The sequence below is a fragment of the Rhodococcus sp. 06-470-2 genome, from assembly GCF_002258235.1.
Lineage (GTDB): Bacteria > Actinomycetota > Actinomycetes > Mycobacteriales > Mycobacteriaceae > Rhodococcoides.
In genome coordinates, this window is the sequence record NZ_NOYB01000041.1 from 198,614 (window position 1) to 216,337 (window position 17,724).

The following is a 17,724-nucleotide window of genomic DNA, read 5'->3' on the forward strand; positions in this document are numbered from 1 at the left end:
GGTCTCACATGTGGGGAACGTTGTCGGGGATCTCGTAGAACGTCGGGTGGCGGTACACCTTGTCGCCACTCGGAGCGAAGAACGGATCCTTCTCCGACGGCGACGACGCGACGATCGAGTTGGACGGAACCACCCAGATGCTGACGCCTTCGTTGCGTCGGGTGTAGACGTCGCGAGCATGCCGCAGCGCCATGTGGTCGTCGGCGGCGTGCAGCGATCCGACATGCACGTGGTTCAGGCCGCGCTTGCCTCTGAGGAATACCTCGTACAAAGGCCAATCGGCCTTGACCGCTTCCCTTTTGGGCTCCACCGGCACATTGTCGGTGGGAACTGCGCCGTGGCCGCCCTCTGCGGTGAATTCCGTCATGATGCGTTCCTTGCTGCGAATGCGGTTGCGGCCTCGCGGACCCAGGCTCCGCCGTCGTGGGCTGCCCGACGGTTCGCGATGCGCTCGACGTTGGAGGCTCCGTTGCCCTTGATGACCTGCATGAACTCGGACCAGTCGGGCTCGCCGAAGTCGTGCGACTTGCGCTCCTCGTTCCACTTCAGGTCCGGGTCGGGGAACGTGACGCCCAGGGCCTTCGCCTGCGGGATGGACATGTCCACGAAGCGTTGGCGCAGTTCGTCGTTGGTGTGGCGCTTGATGCCCCACTTCATGGACTGCTCGGTATTGGGGGACTCGTCGTCCGGCGGGCCGAACATCATCAGTGCGGGCCACCACCAGCGGTTGACCGATTCCTGAACCATGGCGCGCTGTTCGTCGGTGCCGCGCATCATCGTCGCGAGCAACTCGTAGCCCTGGCGCTGGTGGAAGGATTCTTCCTTGCAGACGCGGATCATCGCGCGTGCGTACGGGCCGAAGCTGCTGCGGCACAGAGGAACCTGGTTGCAGATCGCTGCACCGTCGACGAGCCAGCCGATGGTACCCACGTCGGCGTACGTCAGGGTGGGGTAGTTGAAGATCGACGAGTACTTCTGCTTGCCCTCGATGAGCTTGACCGTCAGGTCGGCGCGGTCTGCCCCGAGCGTCTCTGCGGCGGAGTACAGGTAGAGGCCGTGGCCGGCTTCGTCCTGGACCTTGGCCATCAGGATCGCTTTGCGGCGCAGTGACGGTGCGCGGGTGAGCCAGTTGCCCTCCGGCTGCATACCGATGATCTCGGAGTGCGCATGCTGGGCGATCTGGCGGATGAGCGACTTGCGGTAGTCGTCGGGCATCCAGTCGCGGGGCTCGACGCGCTGTTCGCGGGCAACGGTGTCGTCGAACCCGTCCTGCAGCGTCTCGGCGGACAAGGTGTTTGACGTGGTCATAAGTCCTACTTTCATTACCGAATGATCGGTTGGTAACCAGTATGCATCGAAGTGACCCCGTGCACAAGAGCGGCTGCGCCGCAGGTGCGCGAAACCTCGTAGAAGGGGTCGAGTTTCCGCTCACATGCCGACGAAGGAGGCTCTCTTCTTGGCAAGGAACGCGTCGACGGCGGCTTTGTGGTCGGCGGTCTGTCCCAGAGCGGTCTGCGCCTGCGCCTCGCGGTCCAGGGCGTAGGAGAGTCCGGGCTTTCTGGTCAGCGATTTCACCTGTCGGTACGCTTGGGTGGGACCAGCTGCGAGCGTCGTGGCAAGCGTGCGCGCGGTCTCGAGAACGTCGGCGTCGTCGACGACGCGATGCACCAGGCCCCAGTCGAGGGCCTGTGCGGCGGTGACCTTGTCGCCGAGCAGCATCAGACCCGCGGCCCGGCTCGATCCCAGTGCCTCGACCAGCGAGTAGCTCAATCCCGAATCGCTGGCCAAGCCGATGCCGGTGAACGCCGTGGCGAACGACGACTTGGTGCCGGCCACCCGAATGTCTCCGGCGAGCGCGATCCCCAGACCTGCGCCGACGCATGCGCCGGGGATGGCCACGACGATCGGAACCTCGAGCGCTGCGAGCCCTCGGATGACCGGGTTGTAGTGCTCACCGACAGTGTCCATCGCCGTGGCCGGATCGGCCTCGAGCGCGGTGACGTGCTCACCCAGATCCTGGCCGACGCAGAAGTTCTTGCCCTCTGCGGTGATCAGCAACGCGCGCACCTCGGGTGCAGCGGCGCTCTGGACGGCCTCCGCAAGCGCGACCTTCGTCGCGACGTCGAGCGCGTTGTGTGCCTCGGAACGCGCGAGGGTGATGGTTGCCAGGCCGTCGGTGATGTCGAACCGTACCGTCATGCGTTCGTCCAATCGTGAAAGCCGCGACCGGACTTGCGTCCGATGTCGCCGCGAGCAACCATGTCTCGCAACAACTGCGGGGGTGTGAACCTGTCGCCGAGGGTCGACGCCAGGTGTTCTGCGATCGCGAGCCGAACGTCCAACCCCACGAGGTCGGTCGACCGCAGCGGGCCCATCGGATGCTTGTAGCCGAGTTCCATGGCGCGATCGATGGATTCGGCGTCCGCGACGCCTTCCTCCAACATCCGAATGGCCTCGAGCCCCAGGCAGACGCCGAGACGCGACGTCGCAAAGCCGGGGGAGTCGTTGACGAGCACCTCGGTCTTGCCCAGGAGCGACACCCACTGCTGTACCCGCTCCACCACGTCTGCGGCGGTGGCCGGAGCGCGCACGATCTCGACGAGAGTCGACGCCGGAACCGGGTTGAAGAAGTGCATCCCGATGAAGCGACTCGGATCGGACAGTGCTGCGCCGAGTTCGGCGATGGAGATCGAGCTCGTGTTCGACGCGATGACCGTCCCGGGTCCGGCGATCTTGTCGACGAGAGCCAGTACCTCGACCTTGAGCGCCGGGATCTCGGGCACCGCTTCGACAACCAGGTCGAGGTCGGCCGGGAGATCCGCGGGTCCGGCGACGGTGGAGACTCGGGCGAGAATCGCAGCGGGATCCTCGCTGAGTTTGCCGCGTTCGTGCGCCCGATCCAGTCCGGTCGAGACGCGTCCGAGGGCGGCTTGTTGGTCGGCTGCTTCGGCGATGACGACGTTCGAGCCGAGGGCGGCGAACACCTGCGCGATACCCGCACCCATGCGGCCGCCACCGACGACGGCCACGTTAGAGGGAACTGTCATTTCTTCTTCTCCAGAAATGCCGTCATTCGGCGTTGTTTGTCTTCGGTCTCGAACAGCACGGCCTGCGCGATGTCGTCGGCCCACGGGTGCGAACCGGGCGCATCGAGAATCTTCTTGGTCAGCTTCAGTGCCAGAGGTGCCTGCTTGGCGATGCGATCTGCGAGGGAATGCGCTGCGGCCAAGGGCTCGTCGACGACGTCCAGCACCAGGCCGGAGCGGAGTGCCACCTCTGCGTCGAGCGTCCGGCCACCGAGGAGAACCTGCTTCGCGACGGACACTCCCACCAGCGTCGGTAATCGGTAGCTGGCCCCGGCGGCAGCCATGATGCCCAGGCCCGGTTCGGGATTGCCGAACACGGCAGTCGACGACGCGATCCGGATGTCGCAGGCGTAGGACAGCTCGGCTCCACCGCCGAGGGCGTAGCCGCGGACCGCGGCGATCGTTGGCAGGGGCAGTGCGGCGATGCGGTCGAACAGGTTTCGGTTGATGCCGCGCAATGCATCGTCGCGGGTGCGGGCACGCAGCTGATTGATGTCGGCACCGCCGGCGAAGTGCTCGCCCTGCCCCGTCAGGATGACGATTCTCGGATCCTGCTCCACGAGCGCGCACACCTCGTGCAACTCGCCGATCATCTCGGCGTCGATTGCGTTGCGTTGCTTCTCGCGATTCAGGGTGACGACAACGCGGTCCGTCAGCTCCTCGACAATGAGCGTGTTCACGGTGCCTCGATCAACATCGACACGCCTTGCCCGACGCCGACGCAGAGGGTCGCGAGTCCGCGTGACGCTTTCTCACGTTTCATCCGGCCCAACAGCGTCAACAGAATTCGAGCACCCGACGAGCCGAGAGGGTGTCCGAGGGCGATGGCACCGCCGTCGGCATTGACGATGTTCTCGTCGAGCTTCAGCTGGCGGATGACGCCGAGGGACTGTGCCGCGAAAGCCTCGTTGAGTTCGACGGCACCGAGATCCTCGACCGACCATCCGGCGCGGGCGAGGGCTTTCTGTGTGGACGGCACCGGCCCGAGTCCCATGATGTGCGGCGCGATACCCGCGCTCGCACTGGTGACGATGCGGCCGCGTACCTCGAGGCCATACTTGTTCACGGCTTCCTCGGAGGCCACCACCAATGCCGACGCACCGTCGGTGAACGGAGAGGACGTTCCGGCGGTGACGATGCCGTCCTTGCGGAACACGGCCTTCAGGGTGCCGAGCTTGTCCAATGTGGTTCCGCGACGCGGCGTCTCGTCCTCGGTGACCTCGCCGTTCTTGGTCGTGACGGGCACAATCTCGTCGGCGAAGCGTCCGGCGTCCTGGGCGGCGATGGCACGCTGCTGACTGCGGAAGGCGAAGGCATCGGACTCCTCGCGGGTGATGCCCTCGCTGAGCGCGACCTCCTCGGCCGTCTCGCCCATCGACAGAGTGATCTTGGGATCGGTCCCCGCGTCGTGGGACGCGAAGGTCGGATTGGTGAAACGCCAGCCGAGGGCGGTATCGAAGATCTCTCCCGGTTTGGCCCATGCGGTTCCCGGCTTGGCCATGACCCACGGCGCGCGCGTCATGGACTCGACGCCGCCGGCGACGATGATGTCGGCCTCACCGCTGCGAATGGTGCTTGCGGCGTTGGCCACTGCGGTCAGTCCGCTCGCGCACAGGCGATTGACGGTATATCCCGGCACCGTGTGCGGAAGACCCGCGAGCAGAACAGCCATTCGAGCCACATCGCGATTGTCCTCGCCTGCCTGGTTCGCGGCACCGAGAATCACCTCGTCGATCCGGTCGACGGGCACACCCGCTCGCCGGACCGCCTCGGCGACGACCAGCCCGGCCAGATCATCGGGACGCACCGAGGCAAGGGCTCCGCCGTAGCGTCCGTGCGGCGTGCGTGCGCCGGCCACGAGAAATACTTCGCCCACTTGAAATCTCCTCCGTACGGTTGCGTCATTAATAACCGAACATTCGGTTGTTTGGCAAGGTTTGCTGCCCACGGTGCTGTGGAATCGGGCACCGACTGAGAAGATGTGGCAATGACAACCGCACGCGCGCCGCGCAAGACCGGACAGCCAGGGCGGCCGGGATACGACCTGGACTCGCTCTTGGCAGTGGCGGTCAAGGTCTTCAACGACCGTGGATACGACGGCACCAGCATGGAAGTTCTGGCGAAGCGGCTCGGCATCACCAAGTCCTCGATCTATCACCATGTGTCCGGCAAGTCCGAGTTGCTCGAACTCGCGTTGTCGCGGGCTCTCAATGCGCTGTTCGCCGTGACGACCGAGGATCGGGCCACGACCGGGCGATACATCGACCGCCTCGAATACCTGGTGCGTCGCAGCGTGGACATCCTGTGTGCGGAGCTGCCCTACGTGACGCTGCTGCTGCGTGTGCGGGGCAACACCGACGTCGAGCGGCGGGCCCTCGCCCGTCGGCGCGAATTCGACTCGTTCGTCACCGGGCTCGTGGTGGCTGCGGCCGAGGAGGGCGACCTGCGTCCAGGGGTGGATCCCGCGCTGGCGTCCAAGCTCGTGTTCGGCACGGTCAACTCGCTGATCGAGTGGTATCGCCCGCGCACCGGCGGATCGGTCGAGGAATTGGCCGACGCCGTCGTGGCCCTGACCTTCGACGGCCTGCGCCGCACGTAGGGCGACAAGTCTTGACATCTCGGCGTCTGACGGCGATGGTAATTACCGACCGAACGTACGGTGAGATGGAGGCGTTGTGAGCAGACTTCTGGAAAGCTATGCCCAGGGCACGTGGTATTCCGCAACCGATGAGGGAGCGCCGCTGCTGAGCGCCGTCGACGGCAGCGAGATCGCTCGGGTGTCATCCAGCGGACTCGACGTCGCAGGCATGGTGGACTACGCCCGCACCGTCGGAGGGCCCGCGCTCGCAGCCCTGACGTTCCACGAGCGTGCAGCCCTGCTCAAGCAACTGGGCCTGACGCTGATGGCAGGCAAGGAGGAGTTCTACCAACTCTCCCGGCACACCGGCGCCACCACCCGCGATTCCGGTGTCGACATCGACGGCGGATTCGGAACCGTGCTGAGCTACGCGAGTAAGGCCCGACGCGAACTCCCCAACGAGACGGTCTATCTCGATGGCGCGATCGAGCAGCTCGGTAAGAAGGGCGCCTTCCTCGGTCAGCACATCTACACCTCGAGGCGCGGCGTCGCCGTCCAGATCAATGCGTTCAATTTCCCAGTCTGGGGCTTCCTCGAGAAGCTGGCCCCCGCGTTCATCGCGGGCGTGCCGTCGATCGTCAAGCCTGCCAGCCAAACTGCGTACCTCACCGAGCTGGTGTTCCGCCGGATCATCGAGTCAGGGTTGCTGCCCGAGGGTTCGGTGCAGTTGCTGTGCGGCAGTGCCCGCGGTGTGCTCGACCACCTCGGCGGCCAGGACTCGGTGGCCTTCACCGGATCCGCCGATACCGCTGCGACCCTGCGTTCTCATCCCAACGTCGTGGGCGAGGGACTGCACTTCACGGCCGAGGCGGATTCCCTCAATGCTTCGATACTGGCATCCGATGTGGCACAGGACGATCCAGAGTTCGATCTCTTCGTCAAGGGTGTCTTCACCGAGATGACGTCCAAGGCCGGGCAGAAGTGCACAGCCATTCGCCGGGTGCTGGTTCCGCAGGACTCTGTCGAGCTCGTCATCGAGGCACTGAAGACCAAGCTGGAGAAGGTCGTCGTCGGTGATCCGGCCGACGAGGGGGTCACCATGGGTGCCCTCGCCAGCATCGATCAGCGAGACGAAGTCCTCAAATCCATTCGTGGACTGACCAAGTCCGCATCGGTGGTCTTCGGCGATCCCGACGCGGTGGATCAGCGAGCAGGCGCGTTCATGGCACCGGTGCTGCTGAAGGCCGGCGACAAGGCCGCGCCCGAACCGCACGAGATCGAGGCGTTCGGGCCGGTATCGACCGTCATCGGCTACGACGGCACCGCAGACCTGCTCGATCTCGTAGCCCGCGGAAAGGGCTCTCTGGTTGCATCTCTCGTGACCAAGGATTCTGCGATCGCGCGTGAGATCGTCCTGGGCAGCGCGCCGTACCACGGCCGCATCCTGGTCCTGAACTCCGAGGACGCCAAGGAATCGACCGGCCACGGATCGCCTCTGCCGGTCCTGGTGCACGGCGGACCCGGTCGCGCAGGCGGCGGTGAAGAACTCGGCGGTATCCGCGGCGTCCTGCACCACATGCAGCGCACTGCAATTCAGGGAACACCGGACGTCCTGACGGCCATCGGCAACAAGTGGGTCGCCGGGGCGAAGCAGACGACCGGCGACGTCCACCCGTTCCGTAAGAACCTCGGTGAGCTGAAACTGGGCGACACCATCATCGGTGGACCACGGCAGGTCACCCGCGCTGATATCGATCATTTCGCCGAGTTCACCGGGGATACGTTCTACGCTCATACCGATCCTGAAGCGGCAGCCGCCAATCCGCTGTTCGGTGGAATCGTCGCGCACGGCTACCTGGTGGTCTCCCTGGCCGCCGGGCTGTTCGTCGACCCGGCCCCGGGCCCCGTCCTGGCCAACTTCGGCGTCGACAGCCTTCGCTTCCTGACGCCGGTCAAGGCCGAGGATTCGTTGACGGTCACGTTGACGGCCAAGCTCATCACACCGCGTCAGAGTGCCGATTACGGCGAGGTGCGTTGGGATGCAGTGGTTGTCAACCAGGACGGCGATCCCGTCGCGACCTACGACGTGCTGACCCTGGTCGCGAAGCCCGAGGCCGCATCATGAGCGTACGAGTAGCCGTCTGTTACGGGATGCCCGAGGACACTGCCGCATTCGATCGTCACTACGCCGAGGTGCACATGCCCCTCGCGCGGGCTGTCCCCGGTTTGGTCGACTTCACCTGGGGCACGCTCGACTCGCTCGACGATTCACCGCCGCCGTACTACGCGATCGCCAGCCTGTACTTCGCGGACGAGGCATCGCTGAAGGCAGGATTGGCCTCGCCCGAGATGAAGACCGCGGGCAAGGATCTGCGCAACTTCGCAACCGGTGGCGTCACGATGTTCACCCAGAACGAGCAGTCGGTGTTGCAGCCGTGACGGATTCGATGATCGCGCGAGAGATGTTCGAGGTCGACGCGGCGTCCCGCAAGCTCGGCATCGAATTGATCGAGCTGTCACCTGGACACGCGAGGATGTCGATGGTCGTGACCGAGGACATGGTCAACGGCTATGCGATCACGCACGGTGGCTACGTCTTCCTGCTGGCGGACACAACGTTCGCGATGGCTTGTAATTCGCACGACGATTCGGCCGTCGCGGCACGTTGCGACATCCGATACCTCCGTCCGACGAAGGCCGGGGACGTGCTGGTTGCAGATGCCGTCGAGCGTGCGCGGTTCGGCCGGAACGGCCTCTACGACGTGTCGGTGACGTGTCGAGACGAGCTGGTCGCCGAATTCCGAGGGGACAGTCGCACCGTGGCCAGGTAGTCGGATCTGCTCGGAAGTACTGTGAGTCGATGACCACTGCCGATCTGTCTGCCTTGGCCGACGCCACGGCGGCTGCTGTGGGCGGCGCGGTATCGGTGATGGACCCGGCCGGCTACGTCGTGGCCTACTCGTCGCTGCCCGGGCAACCGATCGACGACGTGCGGCGCGACGGTATTCTCGGCAAGCAGGTTCCGGCGGAGTACATGGCGCACCATACCGACGAGGAGTTCCGGCGCAGCTGCACGGTGCGGGTCGTCGCCGTAGCCGGGGTGCTGCCTCGCCTGGCCGTGCCGGTAACCAGTGGCGGCGAATATCTCGGTTCGATCTGGTGCATCGTCCCCACCGTGGCAGTGTCGCCGCCCGAGCCGGCCGTGGTGGCGGCATTACAACGGGCGGCAGCGGAAGCAGTACCGTTGCTGAGTCAGCGACCACAGGCTGTGGGTGTCGAAAAGCCCAGGGCACGTGAACTACTGACCGATTCAACTGCCATCACACCCGATGGGCAGCTGTACACGGTGCTGGCGACCCGGGTGCAGTCGGACCGGCCGGACGCCGCCGCGTCGCGACTGCGGGGGATGCTCGACCTGACCTTCGGGCAACAGCTCGACTCGGGTGCTGTCGTGATCGACGGCGCTGCCTTCCTCGTGATGCGTTCCGAAATCCCAATTACCGTAGACGAATTCGAGCACCTTCGACGCAGGGCTGTATCTGCCCTCGGAATTCCGGTGACGTTCGCGCTCGGTGGGCCGGACGAGCGCCCGATGACTGCTCGAGTGCATGCGCAGTGGGCGCTCGACGCCTGCGAGGACGGTTCTCCGACCGTCATGTTCGAGGACGTCCGAGTCCACGCCACGCTGCGTAGGGCGGGGGCAGCGCTGTCCGAGGTGTCGTTGGCGTTGCCTGCCGTCGAACGGATGCTCTCCTGCGATGCTTCGGAAGGTACCGAGTACGCCGCGACGGTGCTGGCGTTGTTGGCGCACGAGTCCAACGTCGCCGCCGCAGCTGCATCGCTGTACCTGCACCCCAACACCTTCCGCTACCGACTCCGGCGTACCAAGGAGTTGTTCGGTCTCGATCTCGACGACGCGGACACCCGGTTGCTGGTCTGGATGTCGCTACGGCTCAGGGCCGGGCGGTGAGGACCTTCCCGGGGTTGAGCAGGTAGTGCGGGTCGAGCAATTCTTTGATGCCGCGCTGCAGTTCCGCTGCAACCGAGTCGAGTTCGGTCTCGAGAAGGTCCCGCTTGAGCAGTCCCACCCCGTGCTCGCCGGTGATGGTTCCACCGAGTGAGAGGGCGAATGCCGCAATCTCGTCGAACGCGCTGTGCGCCTTCGTCAACGATGAGGGGTCGAGGGGGTCGACGATGACCGTCGGATGGATGTTCCCGTCACCGGCGTGGCCGACGACTCCGATGACGATACCCAGCCGGTCTGCGACCCGACCCACCTCGTCGATCATCGTGGCGAGTTGTGAAATGGGAACGGACACATCGTCGACCAACGGCGAACCGAGACGCTCGAGTGCCGGGTACGCCAGTCGACGGGCCTGCACGAGCTGCTCCGATTCGACCTCGTCCTCGGCAACGGCCACATCGGTCGCACCGGCTGCGGTGCACAGTGCGGCGATAGCCTCGAGCTCCTCCACAGCGCCTGCGCCGATGTCGGATTGGGCGATCAGCACTGCGGCTGCGTCGGTGCCGAAGTCCATCCGGGCGTAGGCGTCGATCGCGGCGATAGTGGTGCGGTCCAACAGCTCGAACAGGCTCGGGGTGATACCTGCTGCACGAATCCTCGACACTGCCTCTCCTGCAGCGACAGTGGAGGGGAAGGTCGCAGCCATCGTGAGTGGTACGGCGCTGGGGAAATCGAGGCCGACGGTGGCCTCGGTGATGATGCCGAGCGTTCCCTCGGAGCCGACGAAGAGCTCGGCCAGAGATAGCCCAGCCACGCCTTTGACGGTGCGTCGACCGACGAACGTGGCGCGGCCGTCGGCGAGTACGACGCGCAGCCCACGGACGAATCGTGCTGTGACGCCGTATTTCACGCAGCACAGGCCGCCGGCGTTGGTGGCGATGTTGCCGCCGATCGTCGACGCCTCCCAGCTGGATGGATCGGGGAGGTACGTCAGTCCCTGCTGCAAGGCGGCATCTTTCAACTCTTTGTTGGTGACACCGGGTTGCACGATGGCGGTGCGGTTGACGACGTCCAACTCGACGATGTTGTTCATGCGCCGGGTATTGAGGGCGATGGCTCCGACGCTGGCGTTCGCTGCTCCGGCCAGGCCGGTCAATGCTCCCTGCGGCACAACGGGAATGCGGTGTGCCGACGCGATTTTCATGATGGCCTGCACGTCCGATTCAGTGGTCGGCAGTACCGCCACCAGAGGCAGGGTGGATTCGCACAACGCTGCGGCGTCGTGCCGGTAACCGGCGAGAATGTCCGGGTCGGTCACCACCGCGTCGGCACCGAGGGCGCGCATCAGTTCGTCGATGACGTGAGAGTGGTGAACGAGAGTCGACGTGGGTGCGGCCATGAGGTCGAGTATGACCGGCGTCACTGTGGACGTCTGCGTCGTTTCGGACGAAGCGACAGGCCCCGATCGGTAGTTTCCGACGAAGTGCGTCCATCGCCTTGTTATGTACGCGACCACCTTGACAAACTACGGTGGCGCCGGTCACAGTAATTACCGACCGAATGGACGGTGAGTTTTATCCGATTCTGCGCTTGCACCTAATCGCCGTCCTTCACCCATCGCAACCCGCCCCGCCCCACTCCGAACGGCCGCTCGATGCCCGAGCGCCGGAGCCCGAACGAAACGAGACAAGTCGATGTCAACTCAGGTCGAGACGCCCACCGGGGTGTCGCGTGAGCATCGCCGCGCCGCCATGGCCAGCATGGTCGGTACCACCGTCGAGTGGTATGACTTCTTCATCTACGCGCAGGCGGCGTCGCTCATCTTCGCCCAACTGTTCTTTGCGCCCATGGGCTCGTCCGGACAGCTGGTCGCCTACGTGACCATCGGTATCAGCTTCGTCTTCCGTCCTCTAGGGGCCATCGTCGCCGGCTACTTCGGCGACAAGATCGGTCGCAAGAAGGTCCTCATCGCGACCCTCACCCTGATGGGTGCTGCCACGGTCGGTATGGGACTGCTGCCGACCTACGCGACCATCGGCATCTGGGCTCCGATCATTCTGATCGTGCTGCGCATTCTGCAGGGGTTCTCCACCGGCGGCGAGTGGGGCGGCGCAGCGCTGATGGCCGTCGAGCACGCCCCGAAGGGCAAGCGTGGAATCTACGGCGCAGCAACCCAGATGGGTGTTCCGCTCGGCATGCTCATCGCGGTGGGAACGTTGGCACTGTGCACCGGCTTGCTCAGCGAAGAGCAGTTCGAGGCCTGGGGCTGGCGCATCCCGTTCCTCATCAGCTTCGTGCTCATCCTCGTCGGCTTCTACATCCGACGCCGCGTCGAGGAGACTCCGGTGTTCAAGGAGCTCGCAGAACGCAAGGAGCGCAACCACACTCCGGTTCGTGCACTGTGGCGCACCAACAAGAAGCAGGTCATGCTGGCCGCGCTGTCGTTCATCGGCACCAACGGCAACGGCTACATCATCGTGGGCGGATTCATCGTCGCGTACTCGACGAGGGAACACGGACTCGCTCGCGTGGACGTTCTGGTGGCCAGCCTGTTCGCGGCCATCGTGTGGGGAATCTTCACCCTCCTCGGCGCGTATCTGTCCGATCGCTACGCCCGCACCACGATCATGAACCTCGGAAACGCGGCAATGGTGTTGTGCGCCATTCCGTTCTTCCTGCTCGTCGACACCGGTGAATTGCACTGGATCTACGTGGCCCTCGGTCTCTTCGCCGTCGGACTCGGGCTGTCCTACGGTCCGCAGCCGGCCCTGTACGCCGAGATGTTCCCTGCTGCAGTTCGATTCAGTGGTGCATCCATTGGCTACGCCATCGGCACGGTCCTCGGTGGAGCCTTCGTCCCGACGATCTCCGAAGCACTGTTCAAGGGAACCGGTACCTCGATGTCGATCTCGATCTACCTGATGATCCTGGCCGCGATCTCCTTCATTGCGACCTCGCGTATCAAGAACAGACGAGACGAGGATTTGAACGTCTGATCCATCGATGACGACAGCCCCGCAACCAGCCGAGTTGCGGGGCTGTCGTCGTATACGTGACCGATACGGTGTTCGCGCTATCCAGGAGCCCAACGAACCTGTGGCGCAGCATCTCTGCCCCATTGCTCGAGGGCGACGATTGCTCCGCGCAAAGCGAGTCCGCGGTCGGTCAGCGCGTAGGCCCGTGTGTTGTGCCGCAGAGGCAGGCGGGTCAACACACCTGCAGCTTCGAGTTCGCGTAGCCGGGTAGCGAGCATGTTCGTCGGTACTCCGAGGTCGCGCTGCAGATCGCTGTACCGTTGCGGCTCCTCTGCCTCGCGGCTGCCGAGGTCGAACGAGACCGTGACCTTCGACGGTGTGTCGGGCCCGCCGATCAGCTCCTCGGTGCCGCCCACGCTCGCATACATCTCGCGACTGCCGAGCATGACGTACTGCCCCTGACCGATTGCGAAGCACGACACGTTGTGATCGGACATCTCGGTGTCGAGGGTCCAACCGAGCGCTGTGTAGAAGGCCGTCGCGCGCTCGACGTTCTCGACGGGGCAGGTGATGAACAGGCTCATGGATTCATGCTTGCAAAATGCAAGTACCGAGTCAAGGCCCGTGCTCGCCGACCGTGCCTGCTGCTCACGAGCGCTCGATGGAGAAACATCGTCCATCAGTGCCGAGCGTGGCGTCCGTCGCTGTGCACGGTCGCTTGTGAGGCCAGTCACGCGCTGCTATTCTGTTCTCAGAAGTCAGTAATCAAATTATCATTGAGTGAGAATGCTCAGTGGCAATCGAATGAGCCTTTGTTGTTTCACCCAACAGCGCAGGCACGTGCGACAAGCGAAGCAGGAGAACAGTGACTCGATACGACATTGCCGTCATCCCCGGCGACGGAATCGGAACCGAAGTGGTGGATGCCGCCCTGACCGTCCTGAAAAAATGTGAAGCGCGCTACGGGCTGGAGATGGAATACACATTCCATGACTTCAGCGCAGATCTGTACCGCCGCACAGGGCGCAGGATCACCGAGGCGGACATGGATGAGATAGGAAAGTCCGACGCCGTGTTGTTCGGCGCGATGGGCCTACCGGACGTCCGTGATCCCGAAGGGCTCGAGCTCGGCGCTCAGGTCGAAATGCGCGCGCACTACGGACTTTTCTCCAGTCTCCGGCCGGTTCGACTGTTCCGAGGAGTCGATAGTGCTGTCAAGGCGGAACACATCGACATGCTCGTGATTCGCGAGACGACCGAGGGCATGTTCGCTGGATTGGCCGACGTGCACGAGCCCAGCGACGAGCAGGCGAGCGATCGGATGACGATCACCCGGGCCAATTGCGAAAGGCTCTTCGCAATGGCCTTCGGGCAGGCGCGGGAGCGCCGCAAGAGGGGAACGCCCGGGCACGTGACGTTGCTGCACAAGTCGAATGCCCTGCGCAGCAATGTCCTCATGGAGAAAGTCTTCGACGAGGTTGCGGCGAAGAACCCCGATGTCGGGAGCGCAAAGCTCTACATCGATGCGGGATCCATGCTCATGGTCACCAACCCCGAGCGCTTCGACGTCGTGGTCACCGAGAACATTTTCGGCGATATCGTGTCCGAGATCGCAGCAGGTCTCGTCGGAGGTCTCGGTGTCGCGCCGTCGGCCGATGTCAGTTTGGAGCGCGGAGTATTCCAGCCTTCACACGGGAGCGCGCCCGATATCGCGGGCAAAGGCCTAGCAAATCCGATCGCGATGATTCTCTCTGCCGCCATGATGCTGGAGTGGCTCGGCGAACGACGTGGGGACGATCGCTGCATCGCCGCCGCACGGGGTATCCAGGATGCTGTCGAGTCCGCACTGGAGTCGGGCCCGCGGTCGCGTGATCTGGGCGGATCGGCAAGTACCCAAGATGTAGTGGAGGCGGTCGTCGACGCTCTGCCGGCCTGATCCAGCGCGGCACCTCGCGTGCTGCGTAGAGATCGACGCGAACCGCGGATCGCGGTTCGACAACGAACACCGAAAGTGACGCCATGACAATGAAAATTTTGTTTGTCAATCCGTTGAAGGACTACATCGACCGAATCACCGAATCCGTTCCGGATGGATTCGAGGTCAAAATCATGTCTTTGGATTCCGACGTGTCCGAGATGTGCGAGGAAGCGGCCGATGCCGACTTCATCATCTCGGGCGTCGACGTTCCGGAGGACGTCTTCCGCGCAGCAAAGAACGTCAAGTTCATCCAGTACATGAGTTCCGGCTACGGGCAACTCTCGCTCCCCGTATTGAACGAACTGGGTGTCCCGGTTGCGCAGATGAAGACGCACTCGATTTCCGTCGCTGAACATGCGCTCACGTTGATGTTGACGTTGCTCAGGCGAATTCCGGCGTCGATGGAGCTGATGAGAGAAGGAAAGTGGCGCCAAGAGCTGGACGAGACCTCGTACTCGGAGCTCTACGGGAAGACCGTCGGAATCGTCGGTCTCGGAAATATCGGTCGCTGGGTGGGCAAGATAGTCCATCACGGGTTCGGAGCCAACGTCGTCTTCTACGACAACGCCGAAATACCCCTCACCGTTTCCGAACTCATCTCGGCTCGGCAGGTCTCACTGTCGGAACTGATGGCCGTATCAGATGTCGTCTGCCTCAGTGTCCCGTTGAACGAGGAATCCGATCGGATGATCGGCCGAGACGAACTGGCGATGATGAAACGCAGCGGGGTTCTCGTCAACGTCGGACGCGGCGAAGTCGTGGACGAGACCGCACTGATCGAATTTCTACGTGATGGCCGCATCGCCGGTGCCGGCCTGGATGTCTACCAGAGCGAGCCGCTCGACCTATCGAGCGAATTGCTTCGGCTGGATCAGGTCGTGTGCACGCCGCATATGGCCGGAGTCGGCTGGGAGAATGTCCAGCGCAGAATCGAGACCGTGTGGCACAACTTCGATACGGTCCTAAGAGGTGGTGTCCCCAGCGGAGTGATCACTACGGTCAAACGTGCGGCTGTCACCGTGGATGCGTGAAGTCCGACTCTGTACCTGACCGCCGACCAGCGGTTGGTAGTCGACAATGGTGTGTCCCCGGTTCAGTGGGGACACACCATTGTTGTCTGTCGACGCAGTCCGGTCGAGGCTCAGAAGTTTCCGCGTGCGGCCTGTTCACGTTCGATGGCCTCGAACAATGCTTTGAAGTTGCCGAGTCCGAAACCGAGCGAGCCGTGGCGTTCGATCAACTCGAAGAAGACCGTGGGTCGATCCACGATGGGCTTGGTGAAGATCTGCAGCAGGTAGCCGTCTTCGTCACGATCGACGAGAATTCCGCGCTTCTGTAGTTCCTCGATGGGTGCTCGAACCTCGCCGATACGCGCGCGGAGTTCCGGGTCCTCGTAGTAGCTGTCCGGGGTGGTCAGAAATTCGATTCCTTCGGCGCGGAGCTGGTCCACTGCGGTCAGAATGTCGTTCGTGGCCAATGCCAGGTGCTGTGCGCCGGGGCCCTGGTAGAAGTCGAGGTACTCGTCGATCTGGGATCGCTTCTTGGCGATCGCAGGCTCGTTGAGCGGGAACTTCACGCGATGGTTCCCGTTGGACACGACCTTGCTCATCAATGCCGAGTAGTCGGTGGCGATGTCCGCGCCGACGAACTCCGCCATGTTGGTGAAGCCCATGACCCGGTTGTAGAAGTCCACCCACTGGTCCATCTTGCCCAGCTCGACGTTTCCGACCACATGATCGAGTGCCTGAAAGATGCGCTTGGGTGCGCCGTCTCGTTTGACGTAAGCAGATGTTCGCTCGATGTATCCGGGCAGATAGGGACCGTTGTACCGCGAACGGTCGACGAGAGTGTGCTGGGTGTCACCGTAGGTGGCGATGGTTGCCGATCGGACGGTTCCGTTGTCGTCGGACGTATCGTGCGGTTCGACGAGGACGGTTGCTCCCTGCGACCGGGCGTGGGCGATGCACTTGTCGACATCGGGGACTGCGAGCGAGATGTCGATGATTCCGTCACCGTGTTTGCGGTGGTGTTCGATCAATGAGCTCTGCGGGTCCACGGCACCTTTGATCACGAATCGCACTGCGCCGCTTTTCAGTACGAAGGCATGGTGGTCTCGGTTGCCTGTCGACGGGCCGGAGTAGGCAACCAGTTCCATCCCGAATGCGGATTGGAAGAAGTGGGCGGTCTGCGTTGCATTACCGACGATCCACACCAGTCCGTCCCACCCGCTGACTGGGAAGGGGTCACGTGCGCCGTCGTATTCCACCAGCCCGACGAGCTGCTGGAGTTGCTCGAGGTCGAGGTCTGCGAGCTGCTCTTCGTTGGTGAGCGTTTGTTCGATGGACATTGATTGTGCTCCTATCGCTGGAAGGGCTGTCTGCGCAAGAGTGGATGGCCAGCCGGCGGCTGGACCGTGGCTGTGAACTCAGCAAACCCAACGATGCGGCGCTAGTCAATCAACACATCTCGAGCTAGGCAGTGTGTCTGGATCGACCGGTAAAGTGCCGTTGTAGCTATACGATGTGTCTAGAAAATGCGCGGAAGGGGATAGGCGATGGCGGCACACGGTGCGGTGACTCTCGACGAGTTGGATTTCGCTTTGCTGACTGCGATGCATCATCACCCGCGCGCAGGGGCGCTGGAACTCTCTCGACTCGTGAATGTCGCTCGCGCGACGGTGCATTCGAGACTTCGGAGGCTGGAGAATGCGGGTGTCCTGGCCGGATACGAACCGCGGATCGGCCTCTCGGCCGCGGGCTTCGGGGTGCAAGCCTTCGTGACTCTCGAAATTGTGCAGGGTGCGTTGGACTCGGTCACATCGGAATTGGAATCGATCCCGGGTGTGCTGGAGGCTTTTGCGACGACCGGAGCCGGAGATGTGTTGTGCCGTATCGCTGCGGCGTCCCACGACGGCCTACAGGCCACACTGATCGCCCTGAACAAGTCCGGCGTGGTGTCGAGGTCGACCAGCGTGATCGCTCTGTCGGAGATCATCTCGTTGCGAACGCTGCCTCTCATCGCAACACTGAACACCGAAAAAGCAAGCAAGGCACCTGCTTTCCGGAAAGACGAACCGTGAGCGTGACACGAACCCTGACGGGCCACCGACATCGGACGTAAGTGCTGTGTCGGTGGCCACGTCG

General features: G+C 63.6%; 18 protein-coding genes. 9 read left to right on the forward strand and 9 right to left on the reverse strand.

Going from position 1 to position 17,724, the window contains the following annotated elements; translation table 11 throughout:
• Positions 1-4 precede the first annotated feature (4 nt).
• The 6 genes from paaB to CH276_RS24270 form a co-directional block, all read right to left on the reverse strand.
• Positions 5-367 (reverse strand): 1,2-phenylacetyl-CoA epoxidase subunit PaaB, encoded by a 363-nt coding sequence (gene paaB, locus CH276_RS24245; RefSeq protein WP_027494657.1) that lies wholly within the window; start codon positions 365-367, stop codon positions 5-7.
• Positions 364-1,308: a 1,2-phenylacetyl-CoA epoxidase subunit PaaA gene (gene paaA / locus CH276_RS24250; RefSeq protein ID WP_094632005.1), complete on the reverse strand. Its 945-nt coding sequence runs from the start codon at positions 1,306-1,308 to the stop codon at positions 364-366. Before paaA ends, paaB begins: the two co-directional genes overlap by 4 nt.
• 120 nt (positions 1,309-1,428) lie before the next feature.
• A complete protein-coding gene (locus tag CH276_RS24255) occupies positions 1,429-2,199 on the reverse strand; it encodes an enoyl-CoA hydratase/isomerase family protein (RefSeq protein ID WP_094632007.1) in 771 nt (256 codons plus the stop codon).
• Positions 2,196-3,047, reverse strand: coding sequence for a 3-hydroxyacyl-CoA dehydrogenase family protein (locus CH276_RS24260; protein WP_094632009.1), 852 nt, complete (start codon positions 3,045-3,047; stop codon positions 2,196-2,198). Before CH276_RS24260 ends, CH276_RS24255 begins: the two co-directional genes overlap by 4 nt.
• Positions 3,044-3,766: an enoyl-CoA hydratase/isomerase family protein gene (locus tag CH276_RS24265; RefSeq protein ID WP_094632011.1), complete on the reverse strand. Its 723-nt coding sequence runs from the start codon at positions 3,764-3,766 to the stop codon at positions 3,044-3,046. Before CH276_RS24265 ends, CH276_RS24260 begins: the two co-directional genes overlap by 4 nt.
• Positions 3,763-4,962, reverse strand: a complete 1,200-nt coding sequence (locus tag CH276_RS24270; protein WP_094632012.1) for a thiolase family protein — start codon at positions 4,960-4,962, stop codon at positions 3,763-3,765. The genes CH276_RS24265 and CH276_RS24270 overlap by 4 nt, the downstream gene beginning before the upstream one ends.
• 111 nt (positions 4,963-5,073) lie before the next feature.
• Here CH276_RS24270 and CH276_RS24275 point away from each other — a divergent pair, with 111 nt between their 5' ends.
• From CH276_RS24275 to CH276_RS24295, 5 genes are all read left to right on the forward strand, one after another.
• Positions 5,074-5,685 carry a TetR/AcrR family transcriptional regulator gene (locus CH276_RS24275; protein ID WP_032380646.1) on the forward strand — a complete coding sequence of 204 codons (612 nt, stop codon included), beginning with the start codon at positions 5,074-5,076 and terminating at the stop codon, positions 5,683-5,685.
• Positions 5,686-5,761: 76 nt separating this feature from the next.
• On the forward strand, positions 5,762-7,789 hold the full coding sequence (gene paaZ, locus CH276_RS24280) for a phenylacetic acid degradation bifunctional protein PaaZ (RefSeq protein ID WP_094632014.1): 2,028 nt from the start codon (positions 5,762-5,764) through the stop codon (positions 7,787-7,789).
• Positions 7,786-8,103 carry an EthD family reductase gene (locus CH276_RS24285; protein ID WP_032404457.1) on the forward strand — a complete coding sequence of 106 codons (318 nt, stop codon included), beginning with the start codon at positions 7,786-7,788 and terminating at the stop codon, positions 8,101-8,103. Before paaZ ends, CH276_RS24285 begins: the two co-directional genes overlap by 4 nt.
• Before the next feature lie 23 nt (positions 8,104-8,126).
• Complete coding sequence (paaI, locus tag CH276_RS24290; RefSeq protein ID WP_170944730.1) at positions 8,127-8,495, forward strand: hydroxyphenylacetyl-CoA thioesterase PaaI; 369 nt, start codon at positions 8,127-8,129, stop codon at positions 8,493-8,495.
• A 29-nt stretch (positions 8,496-8,524) separates the two neighbouring features.
• Complete coding sequence (locus CH276_RS24295) at positions 8,525-9,634, forward strand: PucR family transcriptional regulator (protein WP_094632016.1); 1,110 nt, start codon at positions 8,525-8,527, stop codon at positions 9,632-9,634.
• Here the strand turns inward: CH276_RS24295 and CH276_RS24300 are convergent.
• Entirely contained in the window at positions 9,618-11,027 is a 1,410-nt protein-coding gene (locus CH276_RS24300) for an FAD-binding oxidoreductase (protein WP_094632197.1), read from the reverse strand. The genes CH276_RS24295 and CH276_RS24300 overlap by 17 nt on opposite strands.
• A 295-nt stretch (positions 11,028-11,322) precedes the next feature.
• Between CH276_RS24300 and CH276_RS24305 the strand changes: the two genes are divergently transcribed.
• Positions 11,323-12,624 (forward strand): MFS transporter, encoded by a 1,302-nt coding sequence (locus tag CH276_RS24305; RefSeq protein ID WP_094618109.1) that lies wholly within the window; start codon positions 11,323-11,325, stop codon positions 12,622-12,624.
• 77 nt (positions 12,625-12,701) lie between these two features.
• Here the strand turns inward: CH276_RS24305 and CH276_RS24310 are convergent, their stop codons facing one another.
• Positions 12,702-13,187, reverse strand: a complete 486-nt coding sequence (locus tag CH276_RS24310) for a winged helix-turn-helix transcriptional regulator (protein ID WP_094632018.1) — start codon at positions 13,185-13,187, stop codon at positions 12,702-12,704.
• Between the two features lie 281 nt (positions 13,188-13,468).
• On the opposite strand from CH276_RS24310, the gene CH276_RS24315 reads away from it, so the two are divergent.
• A complete protein-coding gene (locus CH276_RS24315) occupies positions 13,469-14,539 on the forward strand; it encodes an isocitrate/isopropylmalate dehydrogenase family protein (protein ID WP_094632020.1) in 1,071 nt (356 codons plus the stop codon).
• A gap of 89 nt (positions 14,540-14,628) precedes the next feature.
• Complete coding sequence (locus CH276_RS24320; RefSeq protein ID WP_217901432.1) at positions 14,629-15,612, forward strand: NAD(P)-dependent oxidoreductase; 984 nt, start codon at positions 14,629-14,631, stop codon at positions 15,610-15,612.
• 110 nt (positions 15,613-15,722) lie between these two features.
• Here CH276_RS24320 and hppD read toward each other — a convergent pair whose 3' ends face one another.
• Positions 15,723-16,928 (reverse strand): 4-hydroxyphenylpyruvate dioxygenase, encoded by a 1,206-nt coding sequence (gene hppD, locus CH276_RS24325; protein ID WP_037154790.1) that lies wholly within the window; start codon positions 16,926-16,928, stop codon positions 15,723-15,725.
• A gap of 207 nt (positions 16,929-17,135) precedes the next feature.
• Between hppD and CH276_RS24330 the strand changes: the two genes are divergently transcribed.
• Positions 17,136-17,660 carry an Lrp/AsnC family transcriptional regulator gene (locus CH276_RS24330; RefSeq protein WP_094632024.1) on the forward strand — a complete coding sequence of 175 codons (525 nt, stop codon included), beginning with the start codon at positions 17,136-17,138 and terminating at the stop codon, positions 17,658-17,660.
• Positions 17,661-17,724: the final 64 nt, after the last annotated feature.